Genomic DNA, 17,817 nt, shown 5'->3' on the forward strand with positions numbered 1-17,817 from the left:
ACCGGCGTGCACGGCCGTCACCGCGCCCGTAGCGTCGCGGCTCGATAGAAATACTCGACACCTTTAATACCCCAAGACACGCTTCCTGTAAGATAGAGAAACACCATGCCACGGACAATCTCGGAGGGTGTCAGCGTCGTACACGACTGGCGGAGTGGTGACGGAGAAAGCGCTATCGAGGCGTTGTTCGACGTGTTTCGCCGTCAATACCGTGAGCAATCGGTATCGGATCAGCCGACAGATAACGTCCGCTTTACGGTGAAAACGGACCTTCTCAGACAGAATCCGCCGGATATCTGGTTCGACTGGCCCGGCGCAAATCTCCCGCCATACATCAATGCTGGCGTGTTAGCAGACGTCACACATCTCTGGGATCGGAACAACCTGGCATCGAAGTATCTGGACGGACCGGCTTCGCTGTCCCGGTTCGACGGGCAGTACTACGCCATTCCAGTCAACATCCACCGCTTAAACAACCTGTTTTACAACGTCGAACTCGTCGAGAAAGCCGGTGTCGATCCGACTACTGCGGGATCGCCGCGCGAGTTCATCGAGATCCTCGAGCAGGTCTCGGACACCGGCACAGTACCGCTCATTCAGCCGATGAAAAACCCCTGGCCGATCGTACAACTGTGGGCGACGATTCTCCTCGGGCAGGCAGGTCCCGACGTATACAACCAGATCACGGAAGGTGACGCCCAACGAAACAGTTCGGCGATCGAAACGTCGCTCACGCTTCTCGAGCGGTACATGGACTTTACGCCCGACAATTCGCTGTTCCTCAATTTGACCGACGTCCAGAGCCGGTTCACTGACGAAGAATCGGCGTTTTTCACCCAAGGGGACTGGTCTGTCAAGGGGTTCAACACTCAGGCGGACTTTGACTACCAAGCGGAGTGGGACTATCTTCCATTCCCCGGGACAGAAGACCGCTACGTGATGAACATGGACGCGGCCATCGCCGCGAAGACAGACGGTCTCGACGACGGCGTGGAAGGGTTCCTGGAAACGGCTGCCTCCGTGGAGGGGCAGGTAGCGTTCAACAAGGAGAAGGGATCGATCCCACCACGTACGGATGTGCCCGAAAACGAGTTCTCTGCGTTCCAGCAAGACCAGATCCGTTCGTTCCAGCGGTCCCGCTCGCAACCACCATCGATCGCTCACGGGCTGGCAGCCACCCCGGACCAGCGGATCGAACTGTTGTCGACGTTCACGGAGTTCGCTTCGGAGCCGGATGTCGATTCGGCCCGGAAAGAACTGGTCGAGACCTTCGAGAAATCGTAACCGTCGCCGCGATCGCTACCGGGTCAGTTTTCGGCGGAGACGGAGACGCCCTCGCTTGCCGTCACGAGGTGATAGTGTGGGTCTCGATCCGGGAACTGATCGGTGTAAGTCTCGTAGACGGATTCGGCGAACGCATCCGCGCCCGCGGTGTCCACGATCGCGATCGCTGTGCCGCCCCATCCAGCGCCCGTGAGCCGAGCACCGTACGCGCCTTCCTCGAGGGCCGCATCCACGAAGAAGTCCAGTTCCGCGCAACTGGCCTCGTAGTTCTCCGCAATATCCCGATGGGCAGTCACGAGCACGTCGCCAAAGCCGGCGTTATCGCCGCTTTCGAGTGCCTCGACAGCGCGCTGGACGCGCTCGTTCTCCCGGATGACGTAGCCGAGACGCTGTTTCTGGAGCGGGGGGAGCGCATCGAGATCGTCCGCGGAGACATCCTTCGAACTGGACTCGCCGAGGGTGTCCAGTGCCGCTTCGACGGTCTCCCGGCGCTGGTTGTACTCGGAATCGACCAGCTCTCGCTCGACGCCGGTGTGGAAGACGACGACCTCGAGGTCTTCCGGAAAACGGACCGGTTCGTACCCGAGCGACTCCGTGTCGATCTTGAGCGCGTGGTCGGCTTGCCCGAGTGCGACGGCGAACTGATCCATGATACCACACGAGACGCCGACGAAGTCGTTCTCGACGCGCTGGGCCAGCGTCGCCATCTCCTCGCGCGACAGACCGAACTCGTGGACACTGTCGAGGAAGCCGATGATCGCTAGTTCGAGACTCGCCGAGGAACTCATCCCCGAGCCGAGCGGGAGATCCCCGCTGAGTTCACCGACGAAGCCCGCCGGATCGTAGCCTTCCGCTTGCAAAACCGCGTAACAACCCGCGACGTAGTCGGTCCAGTCCCCGTTGGCCTGGGGATCGTCGATCGAGACCGTCCGTGTCTCGCCGATCGCCTCGGAGCGGATCTGTACCTCCTCGGCCTGGTCGGTCGGCGTGGCGTCCAGACGCGTATGGAGGTCCGTCGCAAGTGGCATCACGTATCCGTACGTGTAGTCCGTGTGCTCGCCGATCAGGTTCACCCGACCCGGAGAGACGATCTGGTACTCGTGTTGGTCGCGCATTGTTTACCGTCAATCATTCGATTAGCCACCTCTTAAAAATGATGATCGGTGGTTTCGCGCCTGCGTTACCCGGTCGAAGCGAGTGGCGGACAGTGATATTATCTGTAGAATTTGGTAATTAATCAGTTATATGGCTGGATAGTGGATCGGACATCGACGTTGGCGTCTGTTACTTTCCGGAGCACTGGCCGTCGGAGAACATGGAAGACGACATCAAGCAGATGGCCGCAACGGGCATCGAATACGTCCGCATGGCCGAGTTCGCGTGGTCAGAGTTCGAACCCAAACCAGGCGAATACGATTTCGAGTGGTTAGAGAGAGCAGTGTCACTGATTGAGGATCACGGGATGAAAGCCGTCCTGTGTACGCCGACAGCAGCACCGCCGAAGTGGCTCATCGACGAGTATCCCAGTGTGCTTCAGGAGGAAGCGGATAGAACGACCCGGGAGTTCGGCAGTCGCCGCCATTACTGTTACAATTCGGAGATCTACCGCCGAGAATCTCGCCGCATCGTTGAGGAGTTGGCCGATCGCTTCGCGAATGAGGAGACCGTCGTCGGGTGGCAGGTCGACAACGAGTACGGCTGGGCAGGGACACTGCACTGTTAGTGTGAGGTCTGTGGGAGTGGCTTCCGGAACTGGCTCCGTGAGAAGTACGGCGACATTGAGTCGCTCAACGAACGCTGGGGAACCGAGTTCAGGAGTCAGGAACTCACCTCGTTCAGCGAGATCGACCCACCTCGACATACGCCCGGGAGCCACCACCCATCGAAGCTACTGGACTATCATCGATTCACGAACGACGGTGTCGGGGAGTACAACCAGTTTCAGGTCGACATCCTGCGGGAGCACAACGATGAGTGGTTCGTCACGCACAACTTCATGTCCCACGACGCGCTGAACGCCTACGGCGTGGCCGAAGCGTTGGGCTTCGCGTCCTGGGACTCCTACCCGACCGGTCACATACAGGTCCAGCGCGAGTCGGTTACCGAAGACGAGTATCGAGTCGGGAATCCGGACAACCTGGGACTCGACCACGACCTCTACCGGAGCGCGACCGAGTCGCCGGTGTGGATCATGGAACAGCAACCGGGCGACATCAACTGGCCGCCGTACTCGCCCCAACCCGCCGACGGTGCGATGGGGCTGTGGGCCCACTACGCGATCGCACATGGCGCGGATGTCGTCTTTGTCCCACCCTCGCGGGATCTGGGCAAGTACGACGCCGTCGTCGCCCCCACGCTGTATCTCGTCGACGAGGGCATCGCAGGGACGCTCGAAGCGTACGTCGAGGACGGTGGCGAACTCGTCGTGACGATGCGGACGGGATTCAAAGACCGCTACAACAGGCTTCACGACAGCGCCCAGCCGGGACCACTGGCGTCGCTCCTCGGAGCGACGGTCCGACAGCACGAGAGCGTCCCCGAGTCGATCACCAGTTCGGTCGTCTACGACGGTGAGACCTACGACGCGCGCGTCTGGAACGAGTGGCTGACCACCGACGAGGCCGAAACGATCGGCCACTACGAGGGCGAACGCTCCGAGGGGAAATCCGCGATCGTCCACAACACGGTCGGTGACGGCTCGGTGGCCTACGTCGGGACCTATCCCAGCGAAGAGTTGACCAGCGCGGTCGTCTCCGATCTCCTCGAACGGGCCGGCGTCGAGACGACCGAAAGGCTCCCGACGGGGGTTCGCGTCATGGAGCGGGACGACATGACCTGGGTTGGGAACTTCACCGGCGAATCGGTGACAGTCGACGTTCCCGAGGACAGTGACTTCTATCCCGGAGGAGCGACCATCGAGGCCTACGACATCGCGGTCACAGACGCAGCGGCACCGACGATCGAGATCGACGATTCACAATAACGTCTCGAGTGCCGGAAGTGTCGTAAGATGTACAATAGAACGGTCGATACCCGACCGTATGATTGTGCAGAGCGTGAGCAGACACCGTACTGGTTACAGTATCCTAATGATCGAGTACAGCAACCATTCCTACCATATTTATATATTGTTACGTTAGTTGTTACTTTGGCGAGAATAACTCGGAGGAAGCTATCCACGACTGGGCCCAGAAACCGATCTACGGCCCGTCTGTGGAACGCACTACATACGTCTTGTCCGCTGAAATAGTGATTTAAATCACTGATCGCCAGTACTGGCTATAGGCCGCGACGAATACCGAAACAAGCTGAGTAGCGCCGATTCGACTATCTACGTCGACAGCGAACGTATTGACCGAGCAGTTCCGGTAAGAACTCTGTGAGAACCAGGTTGTCGAAGCCGCCATGACTCTCGTCGACAGGACGGGCCATCGCCCCTTGCGCTACGACGACGCAAAGCGCCGAATACAGGTGACCGCCCCGGGAATCGAAACCGAGAACTCATATAACTACTTAGTCAAAAAAGAAGTATGATATTTTATTTGATTATTTCACACGTATGGTCGTTGTACCCGAGACGCAATGTGAATGATACGTTCGATCCGATCGACAGCCAGTTCCGTGTCATCGATTGCTGTCGGGAGATTCGATTCAACCTCGGTCGGCGGTTCGGGCGCGTCGAAGAGATATCGATCCATCACATCCTTGGCGGTTCCCCTGGAGAGTGTCCTCCCGACCAGGAGTTCGTACACCGACTGTCCCGAGTTGATAGATGCCGGTGTGGTCGACCAGTGGGCCGAACGTTTCGGGGTCAAGTTGCTCCGGCGCCGAGTACTGCGGTGAGAGTCCCCTTTGGCCGTCCCCCCGCTCCAATCTGTTCACGCTCGTCTATTGTCGAGAAGTCGACATTGACCGCTGGCTCGGTGGGGATTCGCTCCGGGATCGCCGCGTGATCAGTCGGCAAGAACTCTATGGCTGCCGTATCCCTCAGTTGAGGGATCTGGTCACTGTAATATATGCGTGTCATGTATCCTAACTCATAGAACTTATATCGGACTGGTGGTCAAGAGTTCATAATGTCCCGGAGATGAAACGACAAAGCACAGTCGAATACGCGTATCGGCGATACCCTCGTGAATCCGGTAGCACCAGCCAAAAGGCGGGTAAATTAGGTATTCTACTTGTTTTTGACGAACGTCACTGGAGACGGTGCATCAAGCATGATGTCCTGAGCGACGCTCCCGAAGACCGCCTTGCCACTCGGAGACCGCTTACGTCCGCCGACGACGACCCGGTCGGCGTCGATCTCGGTGGCCAGATCAACGATCTCCGTGGCGTGGTCGCCGACCCGGCCGTGGATGTCGTATTTGACGCCGGCGTCGTCGAATGCGTCGGTGAGTGTCCGGACAGCCCCGTGTCGGTGAGCGACGTCGTCGGGGTCCGCATCCGATTGCGTATCGAAGTCCAGTCGATCCACTGTGTTTTCATATTCTTCCGGTGTGAATACGTGCGTGATGACGACCGTTGCCTCAGACGGCGTAGCTATCTCGAGGACTGTTTCCGCGAGTTCATCGATGCGATCGTTATCTTTCGGCCCGATGGCCAAAAGAATAGTTTCCAGAGTCATGATGAAATCAACGTTTGTATGACTATACAAGAGACTATTTAAACATTTCTATCATATCCACGTTCGCAGTACACCACAGAAATTCACGATAATCAAGTCGCCTCTGTTGATAGCATAAAAGTGATTTAGTATTGAAAACGACCATAGTTTGTTGATTGATTTCGGACAAGAGGCGGGGAATCGGAACTGAAGACGATTGATCTTCGTCTGAAAGGCAATAGTCCACGTGACAATGAAGGGTACTCTGGTCGTCGGGACGGATTCCATCGTCGCGTGTCAGCCTTCAGTAGCCCAGTTCCGTGAGTGTCGCGTCGATCCCGGGGAGATACTCCGATCCAAACAGCCGTACGTGGATGAGTAACGGATACAGGCGATAGACGAAGCGCCGGTGCTCGAAGAACCCTGGTTCGATAGAGTGCCGTGAGCGGTAGCGTTCGAAGAACGGATCACCGAACGTGTCCGTCCAGTCGACGTACGCCAGTTCCACCTCGGGATGGGCGTAGTAGATCGCCGGATCGAGGAACGCCCGCACGTCACCGTTGGCCGCCAGGACGTTCGTCCGCCAGACGTCGCCGTGGATCAGTGCCGGCTCGTCGGGCTCGACGAGCAAATCTGACAGGTCGTCTGCGACCTTCTGGATGCGCTCGAAACGCTCGCGATCGAGCGGTCCCTCCTCGCGTGCGCCGCGGGCCTGCCGGCACAGCCGGTGTTCGCGGAAGAAATCGATCCAGTCGTCCGTCCAGGGGTTGGGCTGTGCGAGCGGGCCACAGAGCGTCTGGAAGGGGAAGCCAAAGGCCTCGGCCGAATGATCGTGAAGTGCCGCCAGCTGGTCGGCAGCGTCACGTTCGACTGCCGGCGTGATCGTGGAGTCGCCATCGACGTACTCGATGACGAGCAGGTCGTCACTCGCCGACAACACGGCTGGAACCGCCAGATCGGTGTGGGTCCCGAGATAGCGGAGCATCGATGCTTCGACTGAGAGCGGCGTCTCGCCGGTCTTGGCGACGACCGACGTACCATCAGCGAGATCGACGCGGTGGACTTGCCCAATCATCCCACCGTCGAGTTCCCGGCAGGCCGTCGGCTCGACGGCGAGAGTATCGCCGACTTTTCGAGCGATCGGATGCACGTCTCAGTCCACACCGTCGGATGATCTTTGCGCTCGCGGTTCTCTCGTGGAGACGCCAAGCGCCGTGAACGTCTGCCGGAGGGCGTCCGTGACACTCGTCTCGCGGGGGACGATAATGGCGTCAGTATCGGCAGCTAGTTGGGTCGTTCGAAGCGCTGACAGCTCGATGGACCGATACTCGGCCGGGAGTTCCGCCAGCAGGTTCCCCCGCCCGGCGACAGCCATCAACAGGTCCGCAGCCGCGGCCATCGGAAGGTCGTTCGCCGAATCACCGGCTGCCAGCACGTACTCCCACTCGCGTTCGGTGTGCAGTCGATCGACTGCTGCACCTTTGTCGACGAACGTATACTCGCCAGTGAAACGACCGTCGCTTGTGGCGAAGTCGGTACCGATGACGTCGATCTCGTCGCCGAGCGACGCCGCGTAGGGTCGTGCGATATGGGTCGGAACGTCCGTGACGAGGACCACGTCGAGATCGACGACACTGGCGAGGTCGGCGATCACTCGTCGGATCTCGGGATCTACGCGGACGTGACGTTCCACAACGCGTTCGAAGGCGCCTTGGACCCGCTCCCGGTGTCGACCGTCCAGAAAGGTCCCGTAGCGGTCGAGAATCCGGCGTTGCATCTCGCGATAGTCGCCGGCGTCACCGGCTGTGGCGGACGCCGAGGCGCGCCTGGCTCGATAGCGGACGAGTCCGGCGAGAAGACGGGCGACCGGGCGACCCAATCCCGCCGCTGCGAGGACGTCACAGACACGGATCATCCCGAGCCAGCGCCGACGGGAACGGTCGCCACCGGCATAAGCTGCGACCGATCCAAGCACGTCACGGAGCGTGTCACGGTCGGCTTCATCGAGAGAGATGTCGCCGACGTAGGGAAGCAACGCCAGCGACTCCACAAAGATCGAACCGTGGCGGTGAACGGTCCCGTCAATGTCCAAGACGAGCGCGACGCGATCGCCGGCCGTGATACCTGTGGACGAGTCCGAGACCATCTGGCTCCGGGTTGTGCCGTCGCCGTGTTGAGCGTATCGGCTCGCCGTCAGGCCTGGCGGAGTGGTCCCGTGCCCGCCTTCTCGACCGTGACGCTGGCCAACGTGGTCCGGTCAGGCCTGACGGGCGAACGCCAGGTTGCCGTTGATCGACTCGATGTAGGCGGTGACGACGTCACCCTCCTGGGCACCGGGGACGAAAATAGTGTAGTTGCCCTTCTCGGCGACCCCGTCGCCCTTGCGGCCGGTGCCGACGATCTTTACCTCGTAGGATTTACCCTCTTCGAGGGTCGGTCGATCGGTCGCCGTACTGGATTTTGCGGCCTGGGTCTCGACGGGGCGGAAGGCCCCACAGGCCTGACAGCGAAGCATGTCGATCCCGTCTTCGGTCGTGAGAACAGTGTCTGGCAGTCCACACTCCGAGCAGGTGACGTACTCGGCGACGTAACTGTCGATCGCCGCCGAGAAGTCGCCTGCAGAGAAGTCACCGTTGTAGCGGGCGCGGTCGTCCTCGAACTGGCCGCTCGTGCCAAGTTCGCGCTGGATCGCCCGATGGAGGTGTTCGGACTCCCGCGAGAGGGCATCGGCGACCTCTCCGAGATTCGTGAGTCGTGTGAACGCACCGTCTGCCTGGGCCTCGGGGTCGGGGATCGAGAGCCGTCGTTCGTCGGCCGCAGGTCGATCGGGGAGCGCGTCGTGTGCGCGCTCGAGAGCTTGATCGTAGTCCATACGATCTGGACGGGACCCGGACGTAAGGCCACTGCGTGAGCCGTGATACATCGAACCACGACACTGACTGGCGCGTCACCGATCGCCGTGTTCGGCCAACACGTCGCGGTAGAGGGAAACGAGATCGTCGCCGATCGCCTCGAGGGTGAACGCCTCGCTACGCTCTGCAGCCCGCCGGCCGATCCGCTCGCGCAGCACCGGGTCACGGAGACGCTCCAGCGGTTCCGTGAAGTCCTGGCTGGCTTTCAGACAGTCCTCGTCGTCGTTGAGCCACTCGAAAGTGGGGATCGACCGGACCAGTGGCGGGCGGCCACAGGCCATCGCTTCCAGTAAGGCCATGCCTTCGTTCTCGTTTTTCGTCGGGAAAAAGAAGATGTCGCCTGCAGCGAACCCGCCGCGGATGTCCTCGACGTAGCCCGTGAACGTACAGTTCTCGGGGGCGTTCTCGACGAGTTTCGTCGTTGTTCTCGATCGTAACAGGCCATCTACCCACCCGCCGCCGGTCGGGTTGAGGTAGCCAAACCACACGAAGTCCAGCTCGGGCATCGCGCGGGCCGTCTCCACGAACGATCGCAGGCCCTTGCGCTCGATGACGTGGCCGACGTTGAAGACGACCGGCGGGTCGAGGTCGTAGCGGTCGAGATACTCCTCGCGGAGGGACTCGAACCCCGCCAGGCGGCCGGGATCGAACCCGTTGGAGATGACCGTCTTCGGGGCGTCGCTGTACCCGGCGATCACCTCGCGGTTGTGTTCGGAGGGGCAGATCAGGTGATCCCCAAAGGAGTAGGCCCACCGCAGGTACGGGGCCATGGGTCTCGCCAGCGCGTTCGAGAAAGCAAAACTCTCCCGGAAGTCCTCGGCAGTCTGGTGGGTGTGGATCACGACGGGGACGCCCACGTCGCGGGCTTGCCGGGCGTAGTAGACCGATTTGGGACCCATGTTGTTGAGGTGCAACAGGTCGGCGTCGAGATCCGGTTCGGTCGTGTACTCGATCCCCCGCCGGTCGAGCATCGTTCGCTGGTTCTCGACGGACTGGGCGTGGCCTCCGGTGATGTACTCCTCCCACTCGAAGTAGTGGCTGATCCGCACGGGTGTCCCACACTGCTGGCCCGACCGTCCAGTACTTTCCGGAATCGAACCGTCACCTGGACGCGAAAAACGGACGCGAACAGCAGCGGGTCTGTCCGGGTAGAATGGACGCGAAAAAGATCGAGTCCACTGGGCGGAACGGACGGTCGACGAACCGACTGCGGACGGTCGAGTGTAGACTCGATCGAAAGCAACCGGAGTCACTCGCTGTCGTGGTGGGGACGCAGTGGCGTTATCTGCAGTCCTTGATCAGTCGTCTCGACGGTCGCCTCGACGGCAAAGACGTCGGTGAGCAACGCCTCGGTCAGTACCGTTTCGGGGTCGCCTCTGGCCTGGACAGCGCCGTCGTTCAGCGCGACCACGTGGTCGGCGTACCGGGCGGCCTGCTCGATATCGTGCAGGACGAGGCCGACGGTCACGTCGCTCTCGTCCCGGAGCCGTTCGACGATCTCCATGACCTCCAACTGGTGGTGCATATCGAGGAACGTCGTCGGTTCGTCCAGCAGGAGCACGTCGGTGTCCTGGGCGAGAACCATCGCAATCCAGACGAGTTGCTGCTGGCCGCCACTGAGACTGCCGATCTCACGGTCCCGCAAGTGGTCAATTCCGGCCAGTTCGATCGCCTCGTCGATGGCGTCCCGGTCGGCAGCCGAAAGCGAGTCGAAAAAGCCACGGTGTGGATACCGGCCGTGGGCAACCAGCTCCTCGACGGCGAGGCTATTGGGCGCGACGTTCTCCTGGGAAAGCAAGCCGAGCTTCTGGGCGAGTTCTTTCGCCTCCAAGTTGTGAACGTCTGCCCCATCGAGGAGGACGGTGCCCGCGTCGATGGAGAGCTGGTCGGCGAGACTCTTCAACAGCGTGCTCTTGCCGCTGCCGTTCGGACCGATCAAGGCGGTCACTTCCCCCGGCGGGAGTCGAATCGTCGCACCGTCGATCACCGGCTGCTCGCTCGATGGGTAGCCGGCGACGATATCCTCGCCGACGAACTCGCTGGCGTTGGACGACGACTCGCTGTGAGTGTCGTCCGTGTCGCCGATGGCATCTCTGGGTAGCTCGCCGGTCGTTTCCGAGGGGGGCTGTACTGCCTGACTGCCGCCGTCGGTCTGTGGTGTGTCCTCGCTCATCAGATCTCACCCATGGTTTCCTGTCTGCGCATCAGATAGAGGAAATACGGGCCGCCGACGAGCCCGGTCACGATGCCGACCGGGATCTGAACCGGCAGCGCGAGGCGGGCACCCACGTCTGCGGCGACCATCAGCGCCGGGCCGACGAACAGACAGCCGACGACGAGCTTTCGATAGTCGCTGCCGACGATGTTGCGGACCATATGCGGGACGATCAATCCGACGAACCCGACGATGCCCGCGACGGCGATGCTCGCGGCCGCCGCGAGGACGGCCACCCCCGAGAGCGCAAAGCGGACGCGTTCGACGCGCATGCCCAACGAACTCGCCGTGCGTTCCCCGAGCAGGAGGACGTTCAACTGGCGGGCGCTGATCACGGCGAGTGCAAGCGCGATCACCGACCACGGCAAGACCATCCTGACTTGCTCCCAGTCGGTGCCGGCCAGCGAGCCAGTGATCCAGGAAATGGCCGATTGAACGACCCCGAGATCGTCAGCGAAGAAGAACATGGCCCGCTGGAGGCTGCCAAAGACCGTACTGACGATGACGCCCGCCAACACCAGTCGGACCGGCGAGGTGCCGTTTTTCCAGGCGATCGCATAGACGATCACAAACGCGGCGATGCCACCGCCTGCGGCGAACACCGGCAACAACATCGACGTGCTGACGTGCAATTCGGCGACGAGCAGGGGCACGACGATCGTCACCCCCGGGATCGCGACGAGCGTGAGCAAGATTGCGAGCCCAGCCCCCGAAGAGACGCCGAGAATAAACGGACTCGCAAGTTCGTTTCGCGTCACGGCCTGGAATATCGCCCCCGAGGCGGCGAGGTTCATTCCGACAAAGACGGCGACGATCACCCGCGGGATACGCATGTTCCAGACGATCAGGCTCCGGTTGGACAGTTCGGGCAACTCGCCGCCAAGCAAAAACCCCTTCCAGGCCTGGGCGCTGAACAGGATATTCGGATCGGAGACAGCCGCCCACGCCTCGCCGAACGTCATCGGATAGTCGCCGAAACGGATCTGGACGAATCCAGCGATCAGTACCACGACGACGCTGGCGAGACAGAGGGCAACCAGCGAGGTGTCGACGTCACTGAGCCAGCCCAACCGGGAAGCGATCCGGTCGTCCGTCGTCGGTTCGCCCGCCATAGTCAGATGTACACCTCCGATGAGTTCCGTCCCCTACCTGGGAGACCATCGTGGTCGATCATCGCTAGTCACCTCGTATCGTCTGGGCGACCTGGTCATGCTCGAACAGCTGTTCGTCGGCCGCGAGGTCCGGATACGGCCCGGACTCGTAGTGCGGCCACGCGCCGAACTGCTCGGGATAGAGCTGTTTGGCACCCATCTCAAGCTGGAAGAGATTCAGCAGGGGACCCTGATGCCTCCCGCCCTGGGCGTAGATCCGGTCGTTCTCGACAGCAGCGACCGAACTCGCGACGGGATCGTCCGCAAGCGTCTCCCGGATCGCGGGCATGTCGTGGGCGTCGACCACGCCACCGAGGATCAAAAGAACGTCCGGATCAGCCGCGAGGAGTTCCTCGTAGTCGATCTGGGTGCCACTCTCGACGCCACCGTCGGCGGCGAAGGCGTCGACCGCGCCGAGCGGCCGGGTGTGGGCGGCGTGATACCCTGGACCGTTCACGTCGTAGACCCACATCGTGTCGTCGTTCGTCGAGGGGAGTATCATCGTGACTGTCGGGCGCTCCGATTCCGGGGGCAACCCCTCGCTGATCGTCGAGATCAGCGAATCGTGTTCGGCACGCAACGCCTCGTAACGCTGCCGTTCCCGGAGGACCGAAGCGGCGCGGCCGAAGGTTTCCCAGAGCGTGTAATATTCGTAGCTGTCGGCGTAGGATTCGGGCGGCTGACCGTGACCGGCGCTAAACGTGTTTCCGAACCACGGCGCGGCGTTCTCGGCGACCTCCTCGACGTCTTGACGTTCCCATTTGCCCATCGTGACCACGTGAGCAGGATCGGCGAAGTGGACATCGCTGTCCAGGTCGTAGAGCTTCTCCTTGCTCGGGTTCCAGGAGCCATAACAGTCGCTCCAGTCGACGGAGACACCCTCGAGTGGAGCGGTGAACGCAGTCATCAGCGAGTCCACGTACTCGACGGCGTAGACGGCGTTGACGTCTTCGCCACGGCCGAGCATGAGGGCCATCTCGGCGTAGGGATTCAGGATCGTGAAGATGTCGTCGGGCGTATCCTCGAAGGTGACCTCGCCCATCGGAGCCATCGAGACAGAATACGCGCCGGTTGCGTCATCGCCGTTCTGCTGTGCGGTCTGTGTCGAGGTGCCCCCGGTCGGTGTCGGCGTAGTGGTCGCCGTCGGTTCGCCGTCAGTCTGGGCCGCTCCTGTCGGCGTGTCAGTCCCGTCTCCCCCGCCCAGACAGCCAGCGAGTAGACCACTACCGAGGAGTGCCGTCGTGCTTGCGAGACACTTCCGGCGGGTTACCACAGCATCCCCGTCCGTCGGAGCTCGCACGTCAGTCATCTCAGAACTCCCCGGCGACGACCGCGGCGACGCGCTCGCGGTCGAAGAGCTGTCCCTCGAAACCGTACAGGTTCCGGGCCAGGCGCTCAGTGACGACGAGATTTGTGATGGGGCCTTGATACAGCGGACCCGCGCGGTAGACGTCACCGTTCTCGACGGCTGTCAACTGACTCGCGACCGGGTGATCTTCGAGGAACGTCACGACGGTGTCACGGAACTCATCGCGGGATTTGGCCTCCTGGCCACGCAACAGAATGACCGTCGGATCGATCGACAGCAGCGTTTCGAAGTCGATGACCCCACGGGAACTGTGGAAATCCTTGACGTCCGTATTTGCCAGTGCGTCCCTGACGCCGAGGTCGCGCAGGTGCTTGAAACTCGTTCCCTCGTCGATGACGTACGGGTAGAACTGCTCGGGTTCGTCGCCACCGGCCCAGAGGACCGCCGCCGCGGGTCGCTCGCCGAGTCCGGGAACGGCGGGTGCGAGCGCAGTCTGGAAGTCGTCATGAATCGAGGCGAATGCCTCGAAGCGCTCGCGTTCGTCGAAGACTGCCGCGAGCTTCTCGAAGGCCGCAAGGAGCGTGTAGTAGCGGTAATCGTCGTGCCAGGAGTAATTCCGTGAGAAGATGCTGTTGCCAAAGAAGGGACCGACGTCCCGCTCGACCTCAGCGACGTCATCGTCAGTCCACTTAAACCGGTTTGTGATGAAGTTCGGGTCGATCACGTGGACGTCGGCGTCGATCGCGAAAAAGCGCTCCTTGCTGACGCCGTCCTGAGAAAGGCGTTCGATACTCGATTTGTCCACGGAGACGCCCGGAATCTCGTCGTAGTAGTGGGTGTGATACCGGCTCGGAAGCCACACGCCCGCCGGTGGGTCCTGCCCGAGCGCAATCCCCATGTCCGCCCAGCTGCCGTTGTTCGTGACCCAGGTCTCGGGTACTCCCTCGAAGGTGACGTCGCCGACCGGGACCATCGACACCGAGTACGACGACGCTGCCGGCGTTTCAGTCCCGGTCGTCTCCGCCATAGTCGTGGGGTCGGACTCCGCCGTCGTCTCCATCGTTGTGGTGGTGTCGGTCTCCGTCCCCGCGGGCGTGTCGCCTTCACCGCCGAGACAGCCGGCGAGCAATCCACCGCCGATCACTGCCCCGCCGTATCGGAGGTACTCACGACGCGTCGACGTTCCAGCAGTGTCTGACTTGCGACCCATAGATTTTAGGGCAGCCTAAACAAATAAGTCGGTTACGGTTTTTAGGCATACCAAAACAGGGCTGTCACGAATGGTGGTCGCGCCACGCGCAAAGAGAATCGATTGGCCCAATATAGTGCACGATATTGTGCATATCGCAAAATATAATTGGGCAGTGGCTACTACGGTGACCTACAGATGTCGATACTGGACGAGGACGATAAATCCGAAGTGTCGGAGATGCTCGACGAGATGGACGAACCGATCGACGTGCACGTCTTCACGGAGGAAGACTGCCAGTATTGTGAGGAGACAGTCGAACTGCTCGAAGACGTAGACGCGTTGACCGAGTTGAGTGATCTGTACGTCCACGACATGGGCGATCCGCTGGCCGCCGAGATGGGGGCCGACCGCTACGACGGCGGACCGGTGACAATCATCACGCGCGAGGCTGTCTCGGGTGTCCGGTACTTCGGAATCCCCTCTGGCCAGGAGTTCAGTTCGTTCCTGCAGGACATCCTTGCCGTCTCGACCGGCGAGACGGGACTAGACGAGAGCGTCCGGACGGATCTGGACGAGATCGACGAACCCGTCGAGATCACCGTGTTCGTCACGCCGACCTGTCCGCACTGCCCGCGGGCGGTCCAGACGGCCCACAGCCTCGCCATCGAGAACGAGCACGTCGAGGCAAACTCTATCGAGTCCCAGGAGTTCATGGATCTCTCCGAAGAGTTCGGCGTCCGTGGCGTCCCCCAGATCAACGTCAACGGGACCGACGGCGAGTTCACGGGTGCGCTACCGCCGGCTCAGTTCCTCCAGCAAGTCAAACAGGCCCTCTGAGGGCGCTCAGTGGCGCGGTCAAAGCGACCGAATCCCTTAATCCTACCCACCGAATAGCCTCACTCGGCAGCGGGAGTCCGGTTCCCGTACCCGGGACCCTCGACGTTTCGATTGGATCGGAACGCTGGCAACGGGTATGAGGAAAGTCCCCCCACCGTCCGGGCAGGCGGCCGGGTGCAAACCCGGGACGGGAGACCGTCGGCTCTGGAACAGCAACGAGACCCCTCGCCCCGACCGATGAGGCGCGCGAACCCCGAGCGAGAAAGTCCGACCGTGCGATCGCCGCAAGGTGACCGTGCGACCGGACAAACAAGCGACGGGGAGCTAACCCGCCGAGGGCGCGTCGCGGGACGTGAAATCCCTTCGGGGCCTCACGCTACGCGACGAGTTGGGTCCGCCGGCCTCGCCGGCGGGTCGACGGGCGAGAACGGATGGAACGGCGAATCCCCGCCGGTGCAAGTCCGCGCGACAGGTAGCCCGGACATGGCGCGGACGCTGAGCCGAATACCGGACCGAACAGAAGGGGGCTCACTCCCCGCAGCCGTTTTCAATCGCGGAGCCACGCGAGCAACGGCCCCACGACGCGGGCGAACTATGATGTGTTCGGGAGTCAATGGCCGACGGGATGGACACACTCATCATCGGCGGAACCGGGATCATCTCGACCGGCATCACCCGCCAACTCGTCGAGGCGGGCCACGACGTGACGATCTTCAACCGCGGTGAAACGGAGATCGAGATTCCCGACGAAGTCACGCGGATTCACGGCGATCGGTTCGACTACGACGCCTTCGAGGCGGCACTCGATGACGTCGATGTCGGCGCTGTTATCGACATGATGTGTTTCACGCCCGAGGACGCGGCGAGCGACATCCGGGCTTTCGGGGGCGAGATCGAACAGTTGCTCTTCACGAGCACGATCGACGTTTACGCGCGCCCACCAGAGCGAAACCCAGTCACCGAAGCGTTCGCGCGAGAGCCAGCAGTCAGCGAGTACGGCGAGCAAAAGGCCGCCACAGAGGACCGGTTTCGAGAAGCCGAAGGCAACGGAGCCTTCGACGTGACGATCATCCGTCCCTGGGCGACCTACGGCGAGGGCGGCCACATCTGGCACACCTTCGGCAGCGATCCCTACTACGTCGAGCGAATCCGACAGGGGAAACCGATCGTCGTTCACGGCGACGGCACGTCGCTATGGGGGCCGTGCCACCGCGACGACGTCGCGGCGGCGTACGTCAACGCCGTCGGCAACGAGAGTGCCTACGGCGAAACGTATCACGTCACCAGCGAGGAGAACATCAGCTGGAACCAGTATCACCGCCGGGTGGCGGCGGCGCTCGACGCGCCCAAACCGGAGCTCGTTCACATCCCAACGGACGTCCTGCAGTCAGTGGCACCTGATCGGACCGAGAGTCTACTGGATCACTTCCAGTTCAGTACGGTGTTCGACAACAGCAAAGCCAAGCGCGATCTAGACTTCGAGTACACGATCGACTTCGAGACGGGCGTCGAGCGGACGGTTGCGTGGCTCGAAAACCACGACCGGATCGACGTGGGCGAGGGTGACACCTTCGAGGACGCGCTGATCGACGCCTGGCGAGAGAGTACCGACGATTTCCGCGAGCGCTTCGAGTGGGAGAGCTAGCTTCCGATGGTCGGTGTGTGGGGGCAACCGCTAAGTGGCTGAGCACGTAACTCGCTGAATAGTACATGGACGACGCTCCTGTCGACCTCTCGCCACCGGATCGGAACGCCCTGACCGTCCTCGTCAACGAGTACGACGAGGTCGAGGGGCCGGTAAAGAGCACGCGCCTCGCCGAGCGGGTCGACCGGACGGAGGGGTCGGTGAAAAACCAGATGCGGAAACTGGGGTCGCTCGGACTGGTCGAAAGTGTTCCCGGCCCGCAAGGCGGATACGAGCCGACTGAGTTGGCCTTTCGGGTTCTCGATCGCAAACCCGGCGACGACCAAGAGAACGTCGTCCTCGCCCAGAACTTCCAGCGGCTGGACGTCACTGTCGACGGGATCACGCTGACAAACGTCCACCATCCCACGGAATGTCGTGCGCGGATCCACTTCCAGCAACTACTCGCAGACGTCGAAATCGGCGATCCGATCGTCGTCGGACCGACACCAGAGTACGACCTCGTCGTCTTGGGAGAGGTCACCGACATACTGGGTACCGGCGACGAGCTCATGGTCGATGTCGGTGAGATGCAGGCACCTTTCGAGGAGTGAGACGGGTGATCGGTTAGCGAGCTATCTGACGAACACAGACCGATACGCCCCAGTTCGCAAGGAGTCTCGGGAT

Annotated in this window: 16 protein-coding genes, 1 other RNA gene and 1 pseudogene; 7 read left to right on the top strand and 11 right to left on the bottom strand. The window is 61.6% G+C overall.

Translation table 11 applies throughout. The annotated features are described in order from the left end of the window. Positions 1–105: 105 nt before the first annotated feature. Entirely contained in the window at positions 106–1,284 is a 1,179-nt protein-coding gene (locus tag BN2694_RS09295) for an ABC transporter substrate-binding protein (RefSeq protein WP_135664304.1), read from the top strand. 23 nt (positions 1,285–1,307) lie between these two features. On the opposite strand, the gene BN2694_RS09300 is transcribed toward BN2694_RS09295, so the two are convergent. Beyond that, positions 1,308–2,399 (bottom strand): galactokinase, encoded by a 1,092-nt coding sequence (locus BN2694_RS09300; protein ID WP_135664306.1) that lies wholly within the window; start codon positions 2,397–2,399, stop codon positions 1,308–1,310. Between the two features lie 152 nt (positions 2,400–2,551). Here BN2694_RS09300 and BN2694_RS17930 point away from each other — a divergent pair. Continuing rightward, positions 2,552–4,051 (top strand): annotated as a pseudogene (locus tag BN2694_RS17930) (beta-galactosidase); the annotation flags it as partial. 48 nt (positions 4,052–4,099) lie between these two features. Continuing rightward, positions 4,100–4,267 (top strand): Beta-galactosidase C-terminal domain, encoded by a 168-nt coding sequence (locus tag BN2694_RS18025; RefSeq protein ID WP_342210810.1) that lies wholly within the window; start codon positions 4,100–4,102, stop codon positions 4,265–4,267. 568 nt (positions 4,268–4,835) lie between these two features. On the opposite strand, the gene BN2694_RS17420 is transcribed toward BN2694_RS18025, so the two are convergent. From BN2694_RS17420 to BN2694_RS09355, 10 genes are all read right to left on the bottom strand, one after another. After that, complete coding sequence (locus BN2694_RS17420; protein WP_135664308.1) at positions 4,836–5,036, bottom strand: hypothetical protein; 201 nt, start codon at positions 5,034–5,036, stop codon at positions 4,836–4,838. Positions 5,037–5,461: 425 nt separating this feature from the next. Continuing rightward, a complete protein-coding gene (locus BN2694_RS09315; RefSeq protein ID WP_135664310.1) occupies positions 5,462–5,911 on the bottom strand; it encodes a universal stress protein in 450 nt (149 codons plus the stop codon). A gap of 283 nt (positions 5,912–6,194) precedes the next feature. Further along, complete coding sequence (locus BN2694_RS09320) at positions 6,195–7,040, bottom strand: fructosamine kinase family protein (protein WP_244605394.1); 846 nt, start codon at positions 7,038–7,040, stop codon at positions 6,195–6,197. A gap of 3 nt (positions 7,041–7,043) precedes the next feature. Continuing rightward, complete coding sequence (locus BN2694_RS09325) at positions 7,044–8,036, bottom strand: haloacid dehalogenase-like hydrolase (protein ID WP_135664312.1); 993 nt, start codon at positions 8,034–8,036, stop codon at positions 7,044–7,046. A 111-nt stretch (positions 8,037–8,147) separates the two neighbouring features. After that, positions 8,148–8,762: a translation initiation factor IF-2 subunit beta gene (locus BN2694_RS09330; protein ID WP_135664314.1), complete on the bottom strand. Its 615-nt coding sequence runs from the start codon at positions 8,760–8,762 to the stop codon at positions 8,148–8,150. Positions 8,763–8,837: 75 nt separating this feature from the next. Next, positions 8,838–9,851: a glycosyltransferase family 4 protein gene (locus BN2694_RS09335; RefSeq protein WP_135664316.1), complete on the bottom strand. Its 1,014-nt coding sequence runs from the start codon at positions 9,849–9,851 to the stop codon at positions 8,838–8,840. Between the two features lie 200 nt (positions 9,852–10,051). Beyond that, positions 10,052–10,975: an ABC transporter ATP-binding protein gene (locus tag BN2694_RS09340; RefSeq protein WP_135664318.1), complete on the bottom strand. Its 924-nt coding sequence runs from the start codon at positions 10,973–10,975 to the stop codon at positions 10,052–10,054. Next, positions 10,975–12,129, bottom strand: coding sequence for a FecCD family ABC transporter permease (locus BN2694_RS09345; protein WP_135664321.1), 1,155 nt, complete (start codon positions 12,127–12,129; stop codon positions 10,975–10,977). The genes BN2694_RS09340 and BN2694_RS09345 overlap by 1 nt, the downstream gene beginning before the upstream one ends. A gap of 64 nt (positions 12,130–12,193) precedes the next feature. Then, the gene (locus BN2694_RS09350) at positions 12,194–13,477 is read right to left on the bottom strand and encodes an ABC transporter substrate-binding protein (protein WP_135664325.1); all 1,284 of its coding nucleotides are present in this window, start codon (positions 13,475–13,477) and stop codon (positions 12,194–12,196) included. Position 13,478: 1 nt separating this feature from the next. Then, entirely contained in the window at positions 13,479–14,687 is a 1,209-nt protein-coding gene (locus BN2694_RS09355) for an ABC transporter substrate-binding protein (protein WP_135664328.1), read from the bottom strand. A 177-nt stretch (positions 14,688–14,864) separates the two neighbouring features. Between BN2694_RS09355 and pdo the strand changes: the two genes are divergently transcribed. From pdo to BN2694_RS09375, 4 genes are all read left to right on the top strand, one after another. Continuing rightward, on the top strand, positions 14,865–15,506 hold the full coding sequence (pdo, locus tag BN2694_RS09360) for a protein disulfide oxidoreductase (RefSeq protein WP_135664330.1): 642 nt from the start codon (positions 14,865–14,867) through the stop codon (positions 15,504–15,506). Between the two features lie 65 nt (positions 15,507–15,571). After that, positions 15,572–16,049, top strand: an RNA gene (gene rnpB, locus BN2694_RS09365) — RNase P RNA component. Between the two features lie 82 nt (positions 16,050–16,131). Further along, on the top strand, positions 16,132–17,151 hold the full coding sequence (locus tag BN2694_RS09370; protein WP_135664334.1) for an NAD-dependent epimerase/dehydratase family protein: 1,020 nt from the start codon (positions 16,132–16,134) through the stop codon (positions 17,149–17,151). A 65-nt stretch (positions 17,152–17,216) separates the two neighbouring features. Continuing rightward, complete coding sequence (locus BN2694_RS09375; protein ID WP_135664339.1) at positions 17,217–17,744, top strand: Rrf2 family transcriptional regulator; 528 nt, start codon at positions 17,217–17,219, stop codon at positions 17,742–17,744. Positions 17,745–17,817: the final 73 nt, after the last annotated feature.

The organism is Halorhabdus rudnickae (assembly GCF_900880625.1).
GTDB lineage: Archaea > Halobacteriota > Halobacteria > Halobacteriales > Haloarculaceae > Halorhabdus > Halorhabdus rudnickae.